This window comes from Bacteroides sp. 3_1_23 (assembly GCF_000162555.1).
GTDB classification, from domain to species: Bacteria; Bacteroidota; Bacteroidia; order Bacteroidales; family Bacteroidaceae; genus Bacteroides; species Bacteroides ovatus.
The window spans coordinates 899248-920977 of the sequence record NZ_GG774949.1; the positions used below are offsets into that span (position 1 = coordinate 899248).

At 43.3% G+C, this 21730-nt stretch carries 18 protein-coding genes, 1 tRNA gene and 1 pseudogene; 16 read left to right on the forward strand and 4 right to left on the reverse strand.

Annotated features, from left to right (window positions below; all coding sequences use genetic code 11):
- Position 1: 1 nt before the first annotated feature.
- Genes HMPREF9010_RS20950 through folK form a run of 4 tightly spaced genes read left to right on the forward strand, consistent with a single transcriptional unit; the run spans position 2 to position 3139 of the window.
- Positions 2 to 856 carry an undecaprenyl-diphosphate phosphatase gene (locus tag HMPREF9010_RS20950; protein WP_004322592.1) on the forward strand — a complete coding sequence of 285 codons (855 nt, stop codon included), beginning with the start codon at positions 2 to 4 and terminating at the stop codon, positions 854 to 856.
- Positions 856 to 1578 carry a tRNA pseudouridine(55) synthase TruB gene (truB, locus tag HMPREF9010_RS20945; RefSeq protein ID WP_004298886.1) on the forward strand — a complete coding sequence of 241 codons (723 nt, stop codon included), beginning with the start codon at positions 856 to 858 and terminating at the stop codon, positions 1576 to 1578. Before HMPREF9010_RS20950 ends, truB begins: the two co-directional genes overlap by 1 nt.
- Before the next feature lie 17 nt (positions 1579 to 1595).
- The gene (gene queA, locus HMPREF9010_RS20940) at positions 1596 to 2654 is read left to right on the forward strand and encodes a tRNA preQ1(34) S-adenosylmethionine ribosyltransferase-isomerase QueA (RefSeq protein WP_004298889.1); all 1059 of its coding nucleotides are present in this window, start codon (positions 1596 to 1598) and stop codon (positions 2652 to 2654) included.
- The gene (gene folK, locus HMPREF9010_RS20935; RefSeq protein WP_004298891.1) at positions 2654 to 3139 is read left to right on the forward strand and encodes a 2-amino-4-hydroxy-6-hydroxymethyldihydropteridine diphosphokinase; all 486 of its coding nucleotides are present in this window, start codon (positions 2654 to 2656) and stop codon (positions 3137 to 3139) included. The genes queA and folK overlap by 1 nt, the downstream gene beginning before the upstream one ends.
- Here the strand turns inward: folK and HMPREF9010_RS20930 are convergent.
- Positions 3114 to 3302 (reverse strand): hypothetical protein, encoded by a 189-nt coding sequence (locus tag HMPREF9010_RS20930; RefSeq protein ID WP_004302899.1) that lies wholly within the window; start codon positions 3300 to 3302, stop codon positions 3114 to 3116. The genes folK and HMPREF9010_RS20930 overlap by 26 nt on opposite strands.
- Before the next feature lie 230 nt (positions 3303 to 3532).
- Here HMPREF9010_RS20930 and metK point away from each other — a divergent pair, with 230 nt between their 5' ends.
- The 11 genes and pseudogenes from metK to HMPREF9010_RS20875 all read left to right on the forward strand — a co-directional run bounded on the left by metK (position 3533) and on the right by HMPREF9010_RS20875 (position 12781).
- Positions 3533 to 4825 carry a methionine adenosyltransferase gene (gene metK / locus HMPREF9010_RS20925; RefSeq protein ID WP_004298895.1) on the forward strand — a complete coding sequence of 431 codons (1293 nt, stop codon included), beginning with the start codon at positions 3533 to 3535 and terminating at the stop codon, positions 4823 to 4825.
- Positions 4826 to 5005: 180 nt separating this feature from the next.
- Positions 5006 to 6669, forward strand: a pseudogene (locus HMPREF9010_RS20920) (tetratricopeptide repeat protein).
- A gap of 126 nt (positions 6670 to 6795) precedes the next feature.
- A complete protein-coding gene (locus HMPREF9010_RS20915; RefSeq protein WP_004298899.1) occupies positions 6796 to 7167 on the forward strand; it encodes a DUF3244 domain-containing protein in 372 nt (123 codons plus the stop codon).
- 504 nt (positions 7168 to 7671) lie between these two features.
- Positions 7672 to 8259, forward strand: coding sequence for a TIGR00730 family Rossman fold protein (locus HMPREF9010_RS20910; protein ID WP_008646994.1), 588 nt, complete (start codon positions 7672 to 7674; stop codon positions 8257 to 8259).
- Positions 8256 to 9089: a DUF4271 domain-containing protein gene (locus HMPREF9010_RS20905; RefSeq protein WP_008646996.1), complete on the forward strand. Its 834-nt coding sequence runs from the start codon at positions 8256 to 8258 to the stop codon at positions 9087 to 9089. Before HMPREF9010_RS20910 ends, HMPREF9010_RS20905 begins: the two co-directional genes overlap by 4 nt.
- 4 nt (positions 9090 to 9093) lie before the next feature.
- Positions 9094 to 9840: a uroporphyrinogen-III synthase gene (locus HMPREF9010_RS20900; protein WP_004307801.1), complete on the forward strand. Its 747-nt coding sequence runs from the start codon at positions 9094 to 9096 to the stop codon at positions 9838 to 9840.
- Between the two features lie 5 nt (positions 9841 to 9845).
- Positions 9846 to 10235, forward strand: a complete 390-nt coding sequence (gene rnpA, locus HMPREF9010_RS20895; RefSeq protein ID WP_004298908.1) for a ribonuclease P protein component — start codon at positions 9846 to 9848, stop codon at positions 10233 to 10235.
- Positions 10232 to 10507 carry a membrane protein insertion efficiency factor YidD gene (gene yidD, locus HMPREF9010_RS20890; RefSeq protein ID WP_004298909.1) on the forward strand — a complete coding sequence of 92 codons (276 nt, stop codon included), beginning with the start codon at positions 10232 to 10234 and terminating at the stop codon, positions 10505 to 10507. The genes rnpA and yidD overlap by 4 nt, the downstream gene beginning before the upstream one ends.
- 24 nt (positions 10508 to 10531) lie before the next feature.
- Positions 10532 to 11224, forward strand: coding sequence for a TatD family hydrolase (locus HMPREF9010_RS20885; RefSeq protein ID WP_008647001.1), 693 nt, complete (start codon positions 10532 to 10534; stop codon positions 11222 to 11224).
- A gap of 86 nt (positions 11225 to 11310) precedes the next feature.
- Positions 11311 to 12603 carry a tyrosine--tRNA ligase gene (tyrS, locus tag HMPREF9010_RS20880; RefSeq protein ID WP_008647003.1) on the forward strand — a complete coding sequence of 431 codons (1293 nt, stop codon included), beginning with the start codon at positions 11311 to 11313 and terminating at the stop codon, positions 12601 to 12603.
- Positions 12604 to 12710: 107 nt separating this feature from the next.
- Positions 12711 to 12781: transfer RNA gene (locus HMPREF9010_RS20875), tRNA-Gln, on the forward strand.
- A gap of 572 nt (positions 12782 to 13353) precedes the next feature.
- Here the strand turns inward: HMPREF9010_RS20875 and HMPREF9010_RS20870 are convergent.
- Genes HMPREF9010_RS20870 through HMPREF9010_RS20860 form a run of 3 tightly spaced genes read right to left on the reverse strand, consistent with a single transcriptional unit; the run spans position 13354 to position 20434 of the window.
- Positions 13354 to 15459 carry a sensor histidine kinase gene (locus HMPREF9010_RS20870; protein ID WP_008647007.1) on the reverse strand — a complete coding sequence of 702 codons (2106 nt, stop codon included), beginning with the start codon at positions 15457 to 15459 and terminating at the stop codon, positions 13354 to 13356.
- A 27-nt stretch (positions 15460 to 15486) separates the two neighbouring features.
- A complete protein-coding gene (locus tag HMPREF9010_RS20865; RefSeq protein ID WP_008647009.1) occupies positions 15487 to 17076 on the reverse strand; it encodes a RagB/SusD family nutrient uptake outer membrane protein in 1590 nt (529 codons plus the stop codon).
- 4 nt (positions 17077 to 17080) lie between these two features.
- On the reverse strand, positions 17081 to 20434 hold the full coding sequence (locus HMPREF9010_RS20860) for a SusC/RagA family TonB-linked outer membrane protein (RefSeq protein WP_008647011.1): 3354 nt from the start codon (positions 20432 to 20434) through the stop codon (positions 17081 to 17083).
- Between the two features lie 429 nt (positions 20435 to 20863).
- On the opposite strand from HMPREF9010_RS20860, the gene kduI reads away from it, so the two are divergent.
- Positions 20864 to 21706: a 5-dehydro-4-deoxy-D-glucuronate isomerase gene (kduI, locus tag HMPREF9010_RS20855; protein ID WP_008647014.1), complete on the forward strand. Its 843-nt coding sequence runs from the start codon at positions 20864 to 20866 to the stop codon at positions 21704 to 21706.
- Positions 21707 to 21730: the final 24 nt, after the last annotated feature.

The following is a 21730-nucleotide window of genomic DNA, read 5'->3' on the forward strand; positions in this document are numbered from 1 at the left end:
GATGGGGGATTTAACAACATTTGAGACGATTATTATTGCTATTGTAGAAGGGTTGACAGAGTTTCTACCGGTTTCTTCTACAGGACACATGATTATTACACAAAACATATTAGGAGTAGAAAGTACAGAATTTGTAAAAGCATTTACTGTAATTATTCAGTTTGGCGCAATTCTTTCAGTTGTCTGCCTTTACTGGAAACGCTTTTTCCGGTTGAACCATACACCGGCTCCTGCAGGCGCTTCCGCTTTGAAGTGTTTTCTGCATAAATTCGATTTTTACTGGAAACTGCTGGTTGCTTTTATTCCTGCTGCAATTTTGGGTTTCCTGTTTAGCGATAAGATAGACGAGATGCTGGAAAGTGTAGCGATAGTGGCAGTGATGCTGGTAATCGGTGGTATATTCATGCTGTTTTGCGATAAGATTTTTTCGAAGGGAAGTGAAGATACCGTGCTGACTGAAAAAAAGGCATTCAATATCGGTTTGTTTCAGTGTATTGCTATGATACCGGGAGTATCCCGTTCGATGGCTACCATTGTCGGAGGTATGGCCCAGAAGCTGACTCGTAAGGATGCTGCCGAATTTTCATTCTTTCTTGCCGTGCCAACTATGTTTGCGGCAACCGGTTACAAGGTGTTGAAACTCTTCCTGGATGGTGGCACCGAGATTCTTGTCAACAACATGCCGGCACTTATTATCGGTAATGTGGTGGCTTTTGTCGTTGCTTTGCTGGCTATCAAGTTCTTTATTAGCTTTGTTACGAAATATGGCTTTAAGGCGTTTGGCTGGTATAGAATTATTGTTGGCGGAACCATTCTGGTAATGCTGCTGCTTGGATACAACTTAGAAATTGGCTGATGAATTTTAAAAAGGGAGAAGTACTGTTTTTCAATAAACCTTTCGGATGGACTTCATTTAAAGTAGTAGGGCACGCCCGCTATCATATTTGCCGTCGGATCGGAGTGAAAAAACTAAAAGTCGGGCATGCCGGAACACTGGACCCTCTTGCAACAGGGGTGATGATTGTATGTACAGGCAAGGCAACCAAACGAATAGAAGAGTTTCAATATCATACGAAGGAGTACGTAGCAACGTTGCGCTTGGGCGCTACTACCCCGTCATACGATTTGGAACATGAAATAGATGCCACCTACCCTACCGAGCATATCACAAGGGAACTGGTGGAAGAAGTGCTGACGCACTTTATCGGTGCCATCGATCAGGTCCCCCCTGCCTTCTCTGCCTGTATGGTAGACGGCAAGCGTGCTTATGAACTGGCCCGGAAAGGAGAAGAAGTCGAACTAAAAGCAAAACAGCTTGTTATCGACGAGATTGAATTGCTGGAATGTCGCCTGGATGATCCGGAACCGATGATTCAAATCCGTGTCGTATGCAGCAAAGGGACTTATATCCGCGCCTTGGCCCGCGACATCGGCGAAGCACTCCATAGCGGAGCTCACCTGACAGGATTGATCCGTACCCGTGTAGGTGATGTCCGGTTGGAAGACTGTCTGAATCCCGAACACTTTAAAGAGTGGATCGACGGACAGGAGATAGAAAATGAGGAAGAAAATAATTAACGTAATAAGGAATAGATATGAAATTATCACAATTCAAATTTAAGTTACCCGAGGATAAGATCGCTCTACATCCTATGAAATATAGGGATGAGTCTCGTTTGATGGTATTGCATCGTAATACAGGTAAGATTGAGCACAAGATGTTCAAAGATGTGTTGGACTACTTTGATGATAAAGATGTGTTTATATTCAACGATACGAAGGTATTCCCTGCCCGCTTGTATGGTAACAAGGAAAAGACAGGTGCTCGTATCGAAGTATTCTTGTTGCGTGAGTTGAATGAAGAGCTTCGTTTGTGGGACGTATTGGTCGATCCGGCACGTAAGATACGTATCGGTAACAAGCTGTATTTCGGGCCGGACGATTCAATGGTGGCTGAAGTGATTGATAACACCACTTCTCGCGGACGTACGCTCCGTTTTCTTTATGACGGACCTCATGACGAGTTCAAAAAGGCACTGTATTCTCTGGGTGAAACTCCACTCCCCCATTCTATTATCAACCGTCCCGTAGAACCGGAAGATGCTGAACGCTTCCAGTCTATTTTTGCAAAGAACGAGGGTGCGGTGACTGCTCCGACTGCTAGTTTGCACTTCAGCCGTGAGTTGATGAAACGTCTGGAAATCAAAGGTGTGGACTTTGCATATATCACTTTGCACGCTGGTCTGGGTAACTTCCGCGACATCGACGTAGAGGACTTGACGAAGCATAAGATGGATTCGGAACAAATGTTTGTAAACGAAATGGCGGTGAAAACCGTGAATCGTGCCAAAGATAACGGTAGAAATGTATGTGCGGTAGGTACGACAGTGATGCGTGCTATTGAAAGCGCAGTCAGCACTGACGGACATCTCAAGGAATTTGAAGGATGGACTAACAAGTTTATCTTCCCTCCGTATGAATTTACCGTAGCCAATTCAATGATTTCCAATTTCCACATGCCGCTTTCTACCTTACTGATGATTGTAGCTGCTTTTGGTGGTTATGACCAGGTGATGGATGCTTATCATGTAGCATTGAAAGAAGGTTACCGTTTCGGCACGTATGGAGATGCAATGCTGATTTTGGACAAATAATGGCAAAAGTTTATTTGGGACTCGGCACTAACCTTGGGGATAAAGAACAAAATCTTCGGGATGCCGTGCAGAAAATAGAAGAGCAGGTGGGGAAAATCGTTTCCCTGTCTGCTTTTTACATAACTGCCCCTTGGGGATTTTCTTCCGATAACAGTTTCCTGAATGCAGCGGTTTGTGTAGATACCGAATTGGCTCCCATAGACGTTTTACAGAGAACGCAGGCGATTGAACAGAAATTGGGACGTACGAAGAAATCCGTTAACGGCATATATAGCGACCGCCTGATTGATATTGACTTGTTGCTTTATGATGATTTGATACTTTCCACCACTTCTCCTTCAGGAGCAAAGTTGATCCTCCCCCATCCGTTGATGGCAGAACGTGACTTCGTCATGAAACCACTGGCGGAAATTGCTCCCGGATTAGTGCATCCGGTACTTGGAAAAACGATAAAGGAGCTTACTTCTTCTTTTTCTCCGCAATAAAGACCGGTAAATAGGCAATGCATCCTATCAATACTGCATACAGCAAATGAATCTCCTGAAACGGCTTGTCGATGAAATGGCAAACAATGGCGTAGATAGCAATCGTGAAGCCTATATAAAGAGCCAGCACCAAAAGCGTTTTTAATTTCTTATTTAGAATCATTATAAATCTATTTATGTGTTAAATACAGGGCAAAGATACTCATTATCTCCGAAATCTCTTTATCTTTGCAACCGAAATGAAAGTGTGGACAGATTTGAGTAGCTTGCAACCACGGAAAAAAATGCTAAAACACGTCTGATTGACGCCTTTCGGTTTATCCTTTGCAGCACTCGCCTCTCCTACTCTCTCTCATTTTTTAATTTTCAATTTTTAATTCTTAATTTAAAAAGATGGGATACTTATTTACATCCGAATCGGTGTCAGAAGGACACCCCGACAAGGTAGCCGATCAAATATCGGATGCTGTGCTTGACAAACTGTTGGCTTACGACCCCAGTTCGAAAGTAGCTTGCGAAACACTAGTGACTACCGGACAAGTGGTGCTAGCGGGTGAAGTGAAAACAAAAGCGTACGTTGACCTCCAGCTCATCGCGCGCGAAGTGATTAAGAAAATCGGTTATACCAAAGGAGAGTACATGTTCGAAAGTAACTCTTGTGGCGTACTTTCCGCTATTCATGAGCAAAGTCCCGATATCAACCGTGGTGTAGAGCGTCAGGACCCGATGGAACAGGGTGCAGGCGACCAGGGTATGATGTTTGGCTACGCTACCAATGAAACGGAAAACTATATGCCGCTTTCTCTTGATCTGGCACACCGCATTCTGCAAGTGCTGGCCGACATTCGTCGTGAAGGAAAGGTGATGACTTACCTCCGCCCCGATGCCAAAAGCCAGGTTACTATCGAATATGATGACAACGGAACTCCTGTTCGCATCGATACAATCGTTGTTTCTACGCAACATGATGACTTTATCCAACCGGAAGATGATTCTCAAGCCGCCCAGCTGAAAGCTGACGAAGAAATGCTGTCTATCATCCGCCGTGATGTGATTGAAATTCTGATGCCTCGTGTCATTGCTTCTATCCATCACGATAAAGTGTTGGCACTGTTTAATGATAAAATCATTTATCATGTGAATCCTACGGGCAAGTTTGTAATTGGTGGTCCTCACGGAGATACCGGTTTGACAGGTCGTAAGATTATCGTTGATACTTATGGTGGTAAAGGTGCTCACGGTGGTGGTGCTTTCTCCGGAAAAGATCCTAGCAAGGTAGACCGTAGTGCAGCTTATGCAGCACGCCATATCGCAAAGAATATGGTTGCGGCAGGTGTAGCAGATGAAATGCTTGTACAGGTGAGCTATGCTATCGGTGTGGCTCGTCCGATCAATATTTTTGTAGATACTTATGGCCGTTCCCACGTTAACATGACGGATGGTGAGATTGCCCGCGTTATCGATCAGTTGTTCGATCTTCGCCCGAAAGCAATCGAAGAACGTCTGAAACTTCGTAATCCTATTTATCAGGAAACAGCCGCTTATGGTCACATGGGACGTGAACCGCAAGTGATAACGAAGAAGTTTTCTTCTCGTTACGAAGGAGATAAAACAGTGGAAGTGGAACTCTTTACATGGGAGAAACTTGACTACGTAGATAAAATCAAGGCTGCTTTTGGTCTGTAAGATAGCCTGAAAGCGAGCTTAGCTCATTCGATAAGAGCCACAATCTCAACTCCTTCTAGTAGGATATGAGGTTGTGGCTCTTGATTTTAAATAAGTTATATTTAAATAAATATCTTTTGGATATTAAACTTCTTTTGCCGGAATTTGCTACTTTTGACCTGTAAATAAACGGACTGCCTAATGAAAACAAGATGTTGTTATCCTAAACGCTATTTATTGGCGTTCTTTAGTTTACTTGTCAGCGTAGGTAGCATTCTGATGTCTGTCTCTCTATCTTCCTGCTCTTCTTCAGTGAAGAGTCCATTGCTATTATCTGCTGACTCATTGATGGAAATATATCCTGATAGTGCATTATCTATTTTGGAATCAATTTCCTCCCCACAGAAATTGCCACGTGCCGACAGAGCACTTTATGCGCTATTGCTTACGCAAGCAAGGCATAAAAATTATATTGCTTTAGAGGATGATTCGCTGATAAAAACGGCTGTTGAATACTATGGTGATAAGAAGAAAAGTGTACGTGCTGCAAAAGCTCATTATTATTGGGGAGCTACTTATGGTGAGAAGGGGTATACTTCATTTGCTGTAGACGAGTATCTGACGGCAATTCGGTTGATGCCTGTTAGGGATGAGTTCTTGGCAATGATATATGATAATCTTGCGGACTGTTATGAAAAAGATGATTTGTATGATATAGCGATTGAGGCTTATCGCCAAGCTTATCAGATATTAGAGGGGGCAGTCAGCAGACATATCCATTGAGAGGTATTGCACGTATCTGTTTATTACAAAATAAAAAGGATAGCGCATTGTTGTATTATCAAAAAGCTCTTGATTATGCATTAGCAGAGCAAGACTCTAGTTTGATAGGAGCTCTTTATCATGACCTCGCTATGGTTTACAATGAAAAAAAAGATTATGTTCAAGCCGATAAATATGTATCGAAAGCAATGATTATGCAAGGGGATGATGCTGTTAATGTCTGTTTGTCAAAAGCTCAAATTATGTTGAATTTGAATAAACTTGATTCTGCCAGTTATTTCTTTAGTAAGAATATAGACCAACTTAATATTTATGGAAAGGCTGTTTGCTATGATGGAATGCATCAAATAGCAAAGAAAAGAGGTGAATGGAAGATTGCGACAGAAAATATGGATGCATATAGAGTGCTTTATGATTCTATGCAGATTATGAATGACAATGAAGAACTCAATCGACTTATGGATAAACATCAATTAGAAGAACATAGGAGGCTATTGTCAGAACATACTAAAATGCTGGTTTTTACTTTGGTTTCTGTATTCTTTTTCTTAATGATTATTTGTGTCTTTTGTTTTATGTGGAATGATAGGAAAAGGAAAAAGCGTTATATAGCATTACAACGTGAATTGACCCAAAATCGGGTAGATACTATGCTGCTCAAAGAGGAAGAGGTCTCGGAAACTAATAAAGAAGATTTAGATAAGAAAAGGTCGAAGTTAACAGAGCAGCAAATTCAATTATGTATATCTGTACTTAAAACAACTAATTGTTACGATCAATTGGAAGCATTAGAGAAAGCGACTCCTAAACAACTATTGGTGATGCGTAGTTTGAGAAAAGAGATACGTTCTGAAATTTCTAGTGCATTTGTTGATGTGATGATGAATTTGAAGGAGCGTTATCCGGCTTTAACTGGTGATGATATATTTTATTGTGTTCTTTCATTGCTTTGTTGCTCGAAAACTGTCATGATGGAGTTGATGGATGCTACGTCAGATGCTCTTAAAACCCGTAAAAATCGTATAAAGAACAAAATGGATGCTCAAATTTTCGATCGCGTGTTTGGTGTTGATATTCAGTGAGATATGCTGATTCCTCTAGGTTTGTTTTGCTTCTAAATGAAAGGCTGTTACCATTGTTACCGCATAAAAATCGTTTCTTTTGCTTCATCTGTGTATTTTTGGAGCGAAATTTTAAACCCATTTATTATGAAAGCTAAATTTTTACCTTTTTTGTTGTTGACTGTCTTACTTCAAGTAAGTATGTTTTCTTTTGCACATGAAATGATATCTGCACGTCAAATCAGGCTAAAGAATAAAACTGAGGTACAACATCGGTCTATCCCTGTTACTCCTGATGCTTTTATTGAAAACTCATTGTTATCTATTGACCTTCTTTCTACTGTTCCCACTGTAACTGTTACCATCAAGGATGCAGAGACGGGAGAAGTGGTTTATACATCTACTGATTTAAATGTAGATAAGGTTTATATTGATCTTGCAGGTGAGGAAAAAGGTAAATATACTCTGGAGATACAACTTCCGAAGGAAGCCTTTATCGGAGATTTTGAATTAGATTAAATCTTTGGAATATATATTATTTGCAACTAACATAAGATGATATACCTAAATCATTAACTGTTGAAGCCCCGCTGCTGAAATATATGGCGCATTGCTGAAATGACGATTTAGATGACCGAAAGGGGAAAGAGTCGGTTAACTTTTATTCGTGGGCTTAATAAGCCTTGTGAAAGGCTCATTAAGGTATATTGAAACGTAAAATTAAAATCACTTTTTAATTGTGTGCTGGATTACTACTGGTAGGGTATTTGAACAATTTTATGGTTCAGATAATGAAGTTTATTCAGCAACAATGTGATACACCTGTTAGTAGATGAGAAATCTGTGATAGATGTATTCTCTGTGAGAAAAGCTCTTGGACTTCTAAAAAGTAAGAAGTCCAAGATTTTTTTTATGAAGATAGATAAATGCGGAGATAAAAATGATCTCTGATTAAGTTGAATATGAATAACGGAATTTTTTCGTAATTTTGCCTTCTCGATATAATAATGGATAGTGATGAAGATGAACCAGATAAATTCCGTATGCGTATATAGCGCTTCCAGTACCAAGATAGATGCTGTTTACTTTCAAGCAGCCGAGACTCTCGGCCGTCTGCTTGCCGAACACCATATCCGTTTGATAAACGGAGCTGGAAGTATCGGTCTGATGTGCTCTGTGGCAGATGCTGTGTTGAAAAATGGCGGTGAAGTGACCGGAGTGATTCCCCGCTTCATGGTGGAACAAAACTGGCATCATACTGGACTGACAGAGCTGATCGAGGTAGAATCCATGCACGAACGCAAACAGAAGATGGCCAATTTGAGTGATGGTATCATCGCTTTGCCGGGTGGATGCGGTACCCTTGAAGAATTGCTGGAAATTATCACTTGGAAACAATTGGGGTTGTATCTCAATCCGATTATAATTCTCAATACAAACAGATTTTTCGATCCATTGCTCGAAATGCTTGAAAAAGCAATCGATGAAAACTTTATGCGACGCCAACACGGTGATATATGGAAAGTGGCGCAGACACCGGAAGAAGCAGTTCAGCTGCTTTATGAGACTCCTGTATGGGATATTTCCATTCGTAAATTTGCAGCGATATGATAGGTGATACACTAAGTTCCCAGAACATGGATACCTTGTCTCTTCTCCAGCAGAAACAGATTAGTCCGGCAAAGGCAGACAGTGATAGCCTGCAGTTGGCCGATCTTCATGCTGTACAAGAGGTTGATTCTGGCTTTGAAGGAACCCCTATCTCCTACTCTCCCCGTACGGACGATGCTATCGCACTGACATTGCTGGCTTGCTTCTTTCTCTCCTCCATTGCCTTGGCACGTGGAAAGAAATTTCTCTCCCAACAGGTGAAAGACTTTGTGTTACATCGCGAACGGACGAGCATTTTTGATAGCTCTACGGCGGCTGATGTGCGTTATCTCCTTGTGCTTGTATTGCAGACCTGTGTCTTGTCGGGCATCACATTTCTCAATTATTTTCATGATACATGTCCTGCTCTGATGGACCATGTATCCTCCCTCCTTTTGCTGGGTATTTACGTTGGTTTTTGCCTCGCTTATTTCTTACTAAAATGGTTGCTTTATATGTTTCTGGGGTGGACGTTTTTTGATAAAAATAAGACAAATATATGGCTGGAATCGTATTCTGCGCTCATATATTATGTCGGATTTGCCCTTTTTCCGTTCGTTCTTTTCCTGGTTTATTTTGATTTGAGTCTAACGAATTTGGTTATAATTGGGTCTATTATTTTAATTTTCACTAAAATATTGATGTTTTATAAGTGGATAAAGCTTTTTTTTCATCAATTTAGCGGGCTTTTCCTATTAATTTTGTACTTTTGCGCTCTTGAAATAGTACCTTGTCTTTTACTGTATCAGGGTATGATTCAAATGAACAATATTTTGCTAATAAAATTTTAGGACGTTGAAAATTAAAAAAGTACTAGTGTCGCAGCCTAAGCCTGCGTCAGAGAAATCTCCCTATTACGACATAGCTGAAAAGTATGGCGTTAAAATAGATTTCCGGCCCTTTATTAAGGTTGAAAGTCTTTCGGCGAAAGAATTTCGGCAACAGAAAATTTCGATTCTCGACCACACTGCCGTAATATTCACTTCGCGCCATGCTATTGACCATTTTTTCACTTTGTGTACTGAATTGCGCGTGACAATTCCCGAAACTATGAAGTATTTCTGTGTGACGGAAGCTGTTGCATTGTATATTCAAAAATATGTGCAATATCGTAAGCGTAAGATCTTCTTTGGAGCTACTGGAAAGATTGAAGACCTGATTCCTTCCATCGTAAAGCATAAAACGGAGAAGTATCTCGTTCCGATGTCAGACGTACATAATGACGATGTGAAAAACCTGCTCGACAAGAACAGCATTCAGCATACGGAAGCTGTGATGTATCGCACGGTGAGCAACGACTTTACACCGGACGAGGAGTTTGATTATGATATGTTAGTGTTCTTCAGCCCTGCCGGAGTGACTTCTTTGAAGAAGAACTTCCCGGATTTTAATCAGAAAGAGATTAAGATCGGAACGTTCGGATCTACTACCGCACAGGCTGTACGTGACGCAGGTCTCCGTCTGGACCTTGAGGCTCCTACGGTGCAGGCTCCGTCAATGACTGCCGCACTTGACATGTTTATCAAGGAAAACAATAAATAAACAGAGTGGGTATATATACTTTGTGTAAAGCCGAAAGGCTGAATAGTAAAATTTTGATCGGAAAGATGTTTGAAGGCGGTGTTTCTAAATCGTTTTCCATCTTTCCGATACGCGTTGTATATATGCCTGTCGAGCAGGGCGAGGCTCCTGCCTCCATATTAATCAGTGTATCGAAACGTCGTTTTAAACGGGCGGTGAAACGCAACCGGGTGAAACGCCAGATACGTGAAGCCTACCGGAAGAACAAGTCTCTTCTGGTGGATGAACTGCAACGCCGGGAGCAACGGTTAGCCGTTGCCTTTATCTATCTGTCGGACGAGCTTGTTGCTACTGCCGAGCTGGAAGAGAAAATGAAAATAGCGCTTGCGCGCATCTCCGAAAAACTATTCTCATGAAACCTCATAACTCCCGGATATCTACCGCGTGGGTATTCGTTACGGGAATTTTGAGAAAGGTATTTTCCTTCTTCCTGCTTGTTCCCATCTATTTTTACCGGATTTGTATTTCACCCCTTACTCCTCCCTCTTGTCGGTTCACGCCTACTTGTTCAGCGTATGCGCTCGAAGCAATTAAGAAACATGGTCCTATAAAGGGGCTTTATCTTGCTGTGCGGCGTATTCTGCGATGCCATCCCTGGGGTGGTTCCGGTTATGATCCCGTGCCTTGAGACAACTGAAACGAGAAATAGAAAATGAAAAAGAATGTGACTGATATTTTAGATATCCATACTCATAAACAGGAAGTTGATACCCAAGGAAAATCCATCATCAATTATCCGTTATTGGCAGACTCTCCATTGTATATGCCTCTGGCAGAGAATGTGGAAGTGGCTGTGGGTAGAGGATCTTATTATTCTATTGGTATTCATCCTTGGGAGGTGAGAAAGAGTAATGTCAGTCAGCAATTGAGCTTTCTTCAACAGCAGCTACAGAGAAAGCAGTTTGTAGCTGTAGGAGAGGCGGGGCTGGATAAATTGGCAAAAGCTCCGATGGAGCTTCAGTTAGCGGTGTTTAAGGAACAGGTAAAGTTGTCGGAAAAGCTCGGTTTGCCGTTGATTATTCACTGCGTGAAAGCAATGGAAGAACTGCTGGGTGTGAAAAAAGAATCTCGCCCCCAACAACCTTGGATATGGCATGGCTTTCGTGGAAAACCGGAGCAGGCGGTACAGTTGTTGAAGAAAGGGTTTTATCTTTCTTTTGGGGAATATTATCCCGATGAAACGATGCAGATAGTCCCCGATGAACGCCTATTTTTGGAAACGGATGACAGCTTGCTTGATATTGAAGATATCCTGTGTCAGGCAGCCAGGGTGCGTGGGGTAGAAGTGGAAGCGTTGTGTGAGGTGATTCGCCGGAATATCCAAAATGTCTTTTTTAAGGCGTAAGAGTTGTATCTTCCGAGAAAGAGTCGTACTTTTGTCGCACATGGAATTGAAATACAATAAAAACCAAATAATTAAAGAGTAATACGATGAATTTTGTAGAAGAATTGAGATGGCGTGGCATGTTGCAGGACATCATGCCGGGAACAGAAGAGTTGTTAAGCAAAGAGCAGGTGACTGCCTACTTGGGTATCGACCCGACTGCCGATTCGCTACACATTGGTCACCTTTGTGGAGTGATGATCCTTCGTCATTTCCAACGCTGCGGTCATAAGCCGTTGGCATTGATCGGTGGCGCTACAGGTATGATTGGTGACCCTTCCGGTAAATCGGCAGAACGTAACCTGCTGGACGAAGAAACATTGCGTCACAATCAGGCATGTATCAAGAATCAGCTTGCCAAGTTCCTCGACTTCGAGTCGGATGTACCTAACCGTGCCGAGCTGGTGAACAATTACGACTGGATGAAAGACTTCACTTTCCTCGATTTTGTTCGCGAAGTAGGTAAGCACATCACTGTAAACTATATGATGGCGAAAGACTCTGTGAAACGTCGTCTGAATGGTGAAGCGCGTGATGGATTGTCATTTACCGAGTTCACTTACCAATTACTTCAAGGATATGACTTTCTTCATTTGTATGAAACAAAGGGTTGTAAACTCCAAATGGGTGGTTCTGACCAGTGGGGAAACATCACTACCGGTGCCGAATTGATCCGCCGTACCAATGGGGGAGAGGTGTTCGCATTGACTTGCCCGCTGATTACAAAGGCTGATGGTGGTAAGTTTGGTAAAACAGAATCCGGAAATATCTGGCTGGACCCTCGCTATACTTCACCATACAAGTTCTATCAGTTCTGGTTGAACGTAAGCGACTCCGATGCCGAACGTTATATTAAAATCTTCACCTCCATCGAGAAAGAAGAAATTGAAGCATTGATTGCCGAACATCAGAAAGCTCCGCATTTGCGTCTTCTCCAGAAACGTCTGGCTAAGGAAGTGACTGTGATGGTTCATTCTGAAGATGATTATAACGCAGCAGTAGACGCATCGAACATTTTATTCGGTAATGCGACTTCGGAAGCTTTGCGCAAACTGGATGAAGATACGCTGCTTGCTGTATTCGAAGGAGTGCCTCAATTTGAGATTTCCCGTGATGTATTGGCAGAAGGAGTAAAGGCTGTTGATCTATTCGTTGATAATGCGGCCGTATTTGCGTCGAAAGGTGAAATGCGTAAATTGGTTCAGGGCGGTGGCGTTTCGCTGAATAAGGAGAAGCTGGCAGCCTTTGATCAGGTAGTTACGACTGCTAACCTGCTCGACGAGAAATATCTGCTTGTTCAGCGCGGCAAAAAGAACTATTATCTGCTGATTGCAAAGTAATAATGCACGATTCATTCGATAGAATATAAAAAAGTGAACGAAATATTTGGAGGTTTGCTTGCAAACCTCTATCTTTGCACCGCTTTTTAACAGAAAGCACATAAGTTTGGACTATGGTGTAATGGTAGCACAACAGGTTTTGGTTCTGTTTGTCCAAGTTCGAATCTTGGTAGTCCAACGAAGAAAAGCCCTGAAAGAGATATCTTTCGGGGCTTTTTCTTTTTTTGTGGATGCAAAGTCACTTCTTAAGTCATTAGAACGTTCACATACGGAACAACAACATGATGATTTCTATAGTTTGGTTGCAAAAACGGAGGAAGATGCCTTGAAGAAGTATCTCTCTATTAGGATGTAAGAAATTTGTTATAGCTTATTTGTACGTAATATTGACTGTTTCGATGTTTGCCTTACTCATCTTTGAATAGACTTCTATATTGTTAGCAACAATATATTTACATTTCTATAATAAATCCGAATACCGTTTTTAATAAATAGTGAGAGAGTTTATTAAGAACGGTATCTGAGTTTATTAGAAACTATTTTCAGAGAATTATTGGAATATGTGGGATTTATATATACAAAATGGGAGAAAATCAATACTGATTTTCTCCCATTCGGTTCTTCCATATATGGAAATATATGTTTTGATAATGTGTTATTATGTCTTGATTTTTATATAACTCATATTGCTTTTTTCTTTTTCTGTTCCTCAAAGATACAAAATAAAAAGAGGAAAGTCAATAGCTAATCTTATTTTAATGGAAGTATAAGCAGAAAACGTGCACCATTGGTGTAGCTCTTGTCTACTTTGACTTCTCCATGTAATCGTTCGGCTATGGTGCGGCATATATTCAGTCCCAGTCCTGATCCCTGTTTGAACTCATCCAACTTCTTGAAGCGTTCGAATACACTATCCATCTTATCGGCAGGGATGCCCGGCCCGGTGTCGCTGACAGAGAACGTGATTCTGTCGGGATACTCGGTCAGTGAACAATGCAGATGGATTTCCCCTTTTTCTGTGTGCTTCTCTGCGTTGGTAAGGAAGTTGATAAGCACTTGTTGCAGGCGTTGTTCATCTGTGGTGATCTGGAAATCGTCTGCCACTTCGGAGGTATAATAAAGCTTCACTCCTTCCGCTTTTCGATCCATTACGGTAGAGAGTATGAGCCTGCACATTTCGTTGCAATGGCAGGAAGTCAGGTTCATGGTGTATTTGCCGCTTTCCAGTGCGGAAAGGTCAAGAATATCGTTGACAAGCGTGGTGAGCAGTTCGGAGTTGTGTTGGACGAGCGAGCTGAATTCTAGCTTTTCTTCATCTTCCAATGGCAGATCCGGGTTGGATAATAATTGTGAGAATCCTACGATGGCATTGAGCGGGGTACGGATTTCGTGGCTCATGTTCTGCATGAAATGAGTCTTCATCTTGTCTGCCTGTTCGGCACGGTCGCGGGCAATCGTCAGTTCTTCGTTCTTCTCTTGCAGTTGTCTGATTGATTTTCTGCGTAGATAAAGGTAGAGCGTGAGGGCTATGGCAAAGAAACAGAAGAATATCAGGATGAATTTCAATATCATCAGCTGGCGTTCGGATTCTGCCTGTTTAGCTACCATAAGACTCTGTGTACGTTCGGTTTCCGCTTTGAATTGTGCGAGCTCCAGGTTACGGTTTTTTAGTAGTAGCTCGTTATTTTCGGCGTTCATCTTCTCGATTTCCACTTGTGATTTTGTTTGTTGTAGTTCGAGCGTTGTCTTTTGCAGGTTTAATTGTGTGTTTTCCAGCTGCAAGGCTTGCGCTTTTCTTTTCAGTTGTTCGTTGCCGATACGCACATTCAGTTCCGACAGGTCGGCAGTCTGTATAAGCTGATTCAGAGAGTCCTGTAGGCTATGGAGCTTCTGTAGTGACTCGTAAGCGTCTTTGTATTTCTGCTCTTTTGCGTAGATATTTGCCTGATAAGCTATTCGTTCATGTAAGCTGGAAGTGGAATCGGCAAGAGCATGCGCTTTATCATATTGTTGGTTGAGTATATAATTGTATATCTTCAACTTATTCAGTTCATTCCTTCTGGTTTCACCATGTTTTTCGGTCGCTTTTAAACATTCCTGATAATAGCTTTTGAACTCTTCCTCCCTGTCGAGCGCGTATAAAAGTGCGCATTTGCGCAGCATACAGGCATATTTGTTGGTTGAAGTCTTGGCACACTTGATTCCTTTCTCGGCATTTTCGTAGGCTGCTTCATATTGTTTCAGGTTTTGTTGGAGCATGGATATGTTCCAGTATATATAAGATATATCCTGTTCAGGGAGCTTCTCCTGTGTGTATACCAGTGATTGTTGGTAGTAATCCAGTGCCGTCCGGTATTCTCTGCGCGCAAAGTAAATGTTTCCCATCATTCGCAGGCAAGTGGAGATACCGTAGGGATAGTCGTCGGCAAATGCCTGTTCTTTAGTCAATTCAGCCTCCTGGAGCGCACGCAGGGTATTACCTGTGTTCATCAGGTAATTAACTTTGTAGATGCTGCCAAAGTAGTAATATTGCAGGTAGTTGTTCTTTCGGGATATCTCCTGAAGCCTGCTGATTGCTTTCTCCAGTAATTCCGTTTTCCCATTATTGAAATAGTAGATTACCGGAATGGTAAGAGCGAGGCATTGTGCCTTTTTATCGTTGATCCGGATGGCTTTGGTATAGATAGTATCAGCTATTTCCAGTCCGGTTGCGTTGTTACGGTGTTTAGTTGCCTCCTCATAAAGTAGATAAAGAGAGTGGTCTATCTTGTACGGATTGTCCTGCGCCTTGGTTGGAAGGAGAGATCCGATAAAGGTGAACAACAAACATATACTGATATACCTGACTATTTTCATCTTGATTACTATGGATTTACAGTGTTCTTATTGTTTATTTATGGCATTGTTATATTCGTACTCTTTGGCGGGAATCACCCACATCCAGTTGTTGGCGTCTTCCGGGTTGATAGTTACGGCTGCGTTGGTCATGTAGTTTCCTCCGTCTTCGAAGGTGTGGCGTACGATGGTGTCTTTGCGCCGTTTGAAGTCGAACCAGCTGAATCCTTCGCCCCATAGTTCGATGCGGCGGTAGAACTTTATTTCGTCGAGCAGTGCCTGACCGCTCTTATCGCAAATATATTGAGGGTCGCGTCCGCTGTCGCGGATCAGTTCTTTCAGTAATTGCCTTGCTTCCGCTTCTTTTGGAGGCGTCAGGTGGCAGTTGGCTTCTGCTTCGATGAGATACATCTCCGAACTGCGGAAAAGATTGAAAGGCATGGCACCTACTTTGTCGATACACTTAAATTTGAACGACATATAAGCGTATATTTTTGCCGAAGTATTCAGGTCGGGATGCAACCCTTGGGCGTAACTGGTGAGTGCACTTCCGCCCAGACCATTGTTTGTTATACCACCCGTGTTATAAGTATATTCGAGCGGATCGAGAAAAAGTCCCCTGCGGATATCACTTTCCGGTAATGCATCGTACAGTTCACGGTTGATACAGGCCGGATAAGTGCATACAAGAGTAGAGGAGGAGTTGTATGCAAGGCGTGCGGCGAGGGATGAGTTTCCCAGCGATTCTTCTTCACTGTCATAGATACTCCATATCCATTCGCGGTTGACGGTACTGAATCCGTCGAAATATTCATCGGCATTCATAAGCGGATAACCGGCACGTGCCAGTGCAGCGTAATGGGCGGCAGTACTCCAATCCTCACGGGTGAGTGCGGCACGGGCATAGGTGGCGTAAGCGGCATTCACATTGATTTTGTGATTCTCGTCTTCTTTACGGGCAATTCCGGATGCCTGATAATAGGTGATGGCCTGGTTAAGGTCGTTGTAAATCTGTTCGTAGCAGGCCAGCATAGAAGAAAGAGGACAGTCGCCGGTAGAAGATGTATTGAGCCGGAGAACCACCCCTTCAGCACTGCCGTTTTGCGAATCACACCAGCGTGGCGAGTAGAACTGCAGCAGTTGCAGGTAACAATAGGCACGGTAGGTTAGTGCCTGCGCATAAATATATTTGAATTTATGACTACCTTCGGGGTCGACATAATTTATAATAGCGTTGGCATTACTGATTACTTTGTAGTAATAATGCCACATATACTCCGTGTAACTACTGGTAGGTATGGCATGAGAAGCCCCGTTGAATATCGTATAGAAATTGTTGCGGGGACAATACATGTCAGCCCCCTGATACTCGGCATACATCAGTTTGACAGATCCTTCACCGTTGAATGACACGCCATCGAGTTTATTAGTGGGGTAAGTGGTTTTCATCAACTTCTCCAATCCGCTGACAGCATAGGCAGCGTACGCTTCATCCTTGAATAAATCGGCAGGAGATACCTGATTGGTAGGGGCGGTATCCAGATAGTCGCTGGCGCAGGAGTAACACAACAGCGTCAGGAGCAGGCAGAATCCTATGGAGTGATTCAGGAATTTCATGTGTATGGCTTTTTTCTTCATAAGGCTATAAGTTAATGTTGACTCCGAACGAGAAAACACGGGCGATACTCGTATAATTGTTGACGATTCCGTCAAAGGTCTGTACCGGGTTCAGCCCTTTGCGTTTGCTGAACAGGGCGACATTCTCTATGGCAGCATGTAAGCGGATGCCGCCGAGTTTCAATCGTTTGCTCCATGTGGCGGGCAGCCGATAGGAGAGGGTGATGTTCTTGATGCTTAGATAGTCGCCGCTTACAATATAGCGTGTAGATGCTTTCTGGCTGTTATATCCATTGATCGTTGCATCCAGATTCACTTGCGGAATACCCGATGGATCGAGACGGTTGGGCGATGTGGGCGTCATGCCTTCAGGGATTGCTGTCCATGCATTCAGTAAATCGGGAGTCAATGAATGTACGCCTACCGATGTCAGAGTCTGATAAGGCTGGTCGAAGACTTTGGAACCGCAACTGAAAATCATCAGGGCGGACAGAGTCAGGTCTTTCCAGCGGAGAGAGGTGGTGACCGAGCCGTTTATCTTCGGTAATGAACTGTCCGACCAGTCTTTGCGTGCATATCTCGGGTCGCCTGTATAATATTGTCCGTTGATGTCTACCCAACTGTCTGTCGGAATCGGATTTTTGCCTTCGGTGCTCTCTTCTCCGTTTACGGGTGTTTTTCCATCCTCTCCGGCAATGTAATAAGCGTTGAAGTCCGGCAGATATACACTGCGACCTGTCATCTGGTCTACGCCAGCATACTGGTACAGCCAGAATTCATAAATGCTGTGTCCCTCTTTGAACTTCTGGAAATCTCCGTTCGTAATTCCCTCTTCCCGATCTTTATCCGGCAGTTTTCCGATCTTGTTTTTCACTTTGGAAAGGTTCAAACCTACATTCCATTCCCATTCCCGGTTGTGGATGATATCCCCGTCGGCAGAGAATTCCCATCCTTTATTGGAAACGTCTCCAATGTTTCGCCAGACGGTGGAAAGGCCTGTCGATGAGTCAGTGGCACCGGCAGATAGTGGTTGGATAAACTTGAACAGCAAGTCGTCCGAATGCTTGTTATAGTATTCGAAACTTAGGTTCACACGGTTGAAAAGACGAGTTTCCAGACCGATATTCAGCGAAGAATTCGTTTCCCATTTTAGTTCCGGGTTTTCGTTCTGCACTTTGTAGTAAGCGGCTTCTCCACCGTTGACGGCAGAGCCGTAGAGAGACATCCACTGGTACAGGCCATTACTGCTTCCGAAGTTATCGTTTCCCACTTGCCCGTAAGAAACCCGTAACTTGAGGCGGTTCAGCCACGACACGTTTTTCAGGAACGCTTCGTTGGAAAGCATCCAGCCGATACCTACGCTCCAAAAGTTACCCCAGCGATGGTCTGTATGGAAGATGGAGGAACCGTCGCGCCGGAAAGAAGCTTCGGCAAAATAAGTTTCGTTGTAGTCATACCGGGCCCGTGTGAAGTGACCCTCTGTACGATAGGTGTCTTTATATCCCTCACTGTAAGTTGTGGTGGTGAAATTTGAAAGTTCGTCTATTCCGGGAAAGCTCTTATTCTTTTTCTGTATGGCGTCGAAATTAAGCTTGTAATCATAGTTCTCGTGCCCCACCATCCATTCTACGAAATGCCTGCCGAACTGGTGTTTCCATGCCAGTAGCTGTTGCAGGGTATATTCCTGATCGATCTTGCTGATAAAACCAGTGTCCTTGTAAGCGCCTATTTCCGCATTTCCGTATTGGCTGTCCTCGATATTGCGCAGGCTGATATTGCCTTTCAATGAGAATGTAAAATCGCGTAGGAAAGAAACGTCCACATAGGCATTTCCTTGCAAGGTATTGGCAGCGTTCCACAACTTGTTCTTTTCGCTTTCCCACAGTAGATGGCGTCCATTGCTGGCGGCATCCGATTCCGAACGGCTTTCCGAACCGTCATCATATTGTTTTCCGCCTTCTTCGTTCAGGATATAATCTCCTTTGGAATGAAGCAATGAGCCGTCGCTGGCAAATACATCCTCTGTATAGTGGAGATGCACCGGATAGATAGGTGCTATTCTCCGTGCAAAGTAAAATGCATTCGACAGGTTATTGGATTGCGCACTTCCGGCGGCTCCTACATCCCAGTTCGTTTTCTGGTGCGTGCCTCCGAGCGACAAGCCCGTTTTTAGCCATGGGCGTGGGGTGAAGTCAGCGTTGAGTGAGCCGCTAAGACGATTGAAATCACTTTTCCTGGTATATCCGTCTTCATTAAGATAGCCTAGCGAGAAACGGATCCGGCTCTTTTCATTGCCGGATTCTCCGCTTAGGTTGTATTCCTGGCGGTGACCGTTACGTGTGTAGGGAGAATACCAGTCGAGATCGTCCTTATATCCGTCCAATATCCGGGCGTCGGATACCAGATGACCGTTTGCGTCGAAAAGGGCATTATCGGCTTTGTTATAGATGTTGATTCCTACTTTGCTGATAATGTCATTGTTGGTGGCGATGGTCGCTTCTTCGGGACTACTGCCGTTGCTGATAAGCTGGTTCCGATACCCCTGCCACATCGTTTCCATGAATTGATTGGCATTCATACGTTCGTAATCACCCTGTCCACGCGCGCTGAAGCCGTGGCGAATGTCCAGTTGAAGGGAAACTCCCTGTTTCTTCGCCTTTTTGGTGGTAATTAAAATCACACCATTCGAAGCCCGGCTACCGTACAATGCGCATGAAGCAGCATCTTTCAGTACGCTGACGCTTTCTATGTCTGCCGGATTAAGATCGGTGATCCATCCCGTATAGGGCATACCGTCTACCACGTAAAGCGGCTTATTGCTTCCGTTCACCGAACTGTATCCCCGGATACGAACTTCCGCTTCGATACCAGGCTGCCCCACTCCGTCAATTATCTGTAGCCCCGGTACCGCTCCGTTGAGCACGGAGATAACAGAACCGACCGGACGCATTTCGATTTGCTTACTGTCCACTACGGAAACAGCCCCGGTAATTGATCTTTTGAGGGCAGTGCCATACGCCACCTGCACTACTACTTCATCCAGTTCGTTCACGTTCGGACGCAACCGGATTTCCATCATATTATGCCGGGCAGACACTTCGATAGTTTGGTATCCTATGTAAGAAATAACCAGCATTTGCTGTCCGGGGAGGGTTTGTTGGAGGGTAAACTTTCCATCCAGATCTGAAATACAGCCTTGCCGACTGCCTTTCACTGTGACGAAAGCACCTGTCAATGGTTCCCGGCTTTCCTCATCAATGATGATTCCTGTTATATTTTTTGTTTGGGCAAAAGCTAGGTTAATGGATAGAAGCATGTAAATACATATCACTCCTATCTTTATTAAAGTATCTTCTGTCCGTCCTTTAATAATTGTCATAAGTTGTATATCTTGACGTATTTGTTGATTTTGCTTGCTTATTTAAACATTTACAAAACTAATATATTATAATTAGTGTTATAATACATTGCCTCTATTTATGCAATTTTAACGGTGTAGACTGCTAATTATTAGCTGAATTGACAAATTAGATGCTTTTTCTTGTTCCATATTTTATATTATTTGCTCTTGCGGCTCGAGAGATAGAGGCTTCTTTCTTTTTTTCATTGCATTAAGTAGAAATCTCTCCCAAAACGTATTATAGTTCGTTAAAAAAGTGTACATTGCACGGATTCTGGACATTTTTGGTGGATAATTGGAACAAAATTGCAAGGTAAACCCGTTTTCTTTTGCTATTTTTGCATCGTGTACGTAAACGAAGTGCACGTAGAATAGAGAACTTATTCAATAACTATAAATAAATAAGGTATGAAAACGAACTATGAAATTCGCTATGCTGCGCATCCGGAAGATGCAAAAAGTTATGATACAACAAGAATTCGCAGAGATTTCTTAATCGAAAAGATATTTGTCCCCAATGAAGTAAATATGGTATATTCCATGTACGACCGTATGGTGGTAGGTGGTGCGCTTCCGGTAGGAGAGGTGCTGACGCTCGAAGCGATTGATCCGCTGAAAGCTCCGTTCTTCCTCACCCGTCGCGAAATGGGTATCTACAATGTTGGCGGTCCCGGTATTGTGAAAGCAGGCGGCGCAGAGTTCGAACTGGACTATAAAGAAGCTCTTTATCTGGGTTCGGGCGACCGCGAAGTGACTTTCGAAAGCAAAGACGCTGCTCATCCTGCTAAATTCTACTTCAACTCACTGACTGCACACCGCAACTATCCCGACCGCAAGGTGACGAAAGCCGATGCCGTAGTAGCTGAAATGGGTTCTTTGGAAGGTTCCAATCACCGCAACATCAATAAGATGCTGGTGAATCAGGTGTTGCCTACCTGCCAGTTGCAGATGGGTATGACGGAACTCGCTCCGGGAAGTGTGTGGAACACGATGCCGGCACACGTACACAGCCGTCGTATGGAAGCCTACTTCTATTTCGAAATTCCCGAAGATCATGCTATCTGCCACTTCATGGGTGAGGTAGGCGAGACGCGTCACGTATGGATGAAAGGCGATCAGGCCGTTCTTTCACCCGAATGGTCAATCCACTCGGCTGCTGCTACCCACAACTATACCTTTATCTGGGGAATGGGTGGCGAGAACCTCGACTACGGCGATCAGGACTTCTCGTTAATTACAGATTTGAAATAACAACTACAATAGTTTTCCTAATTT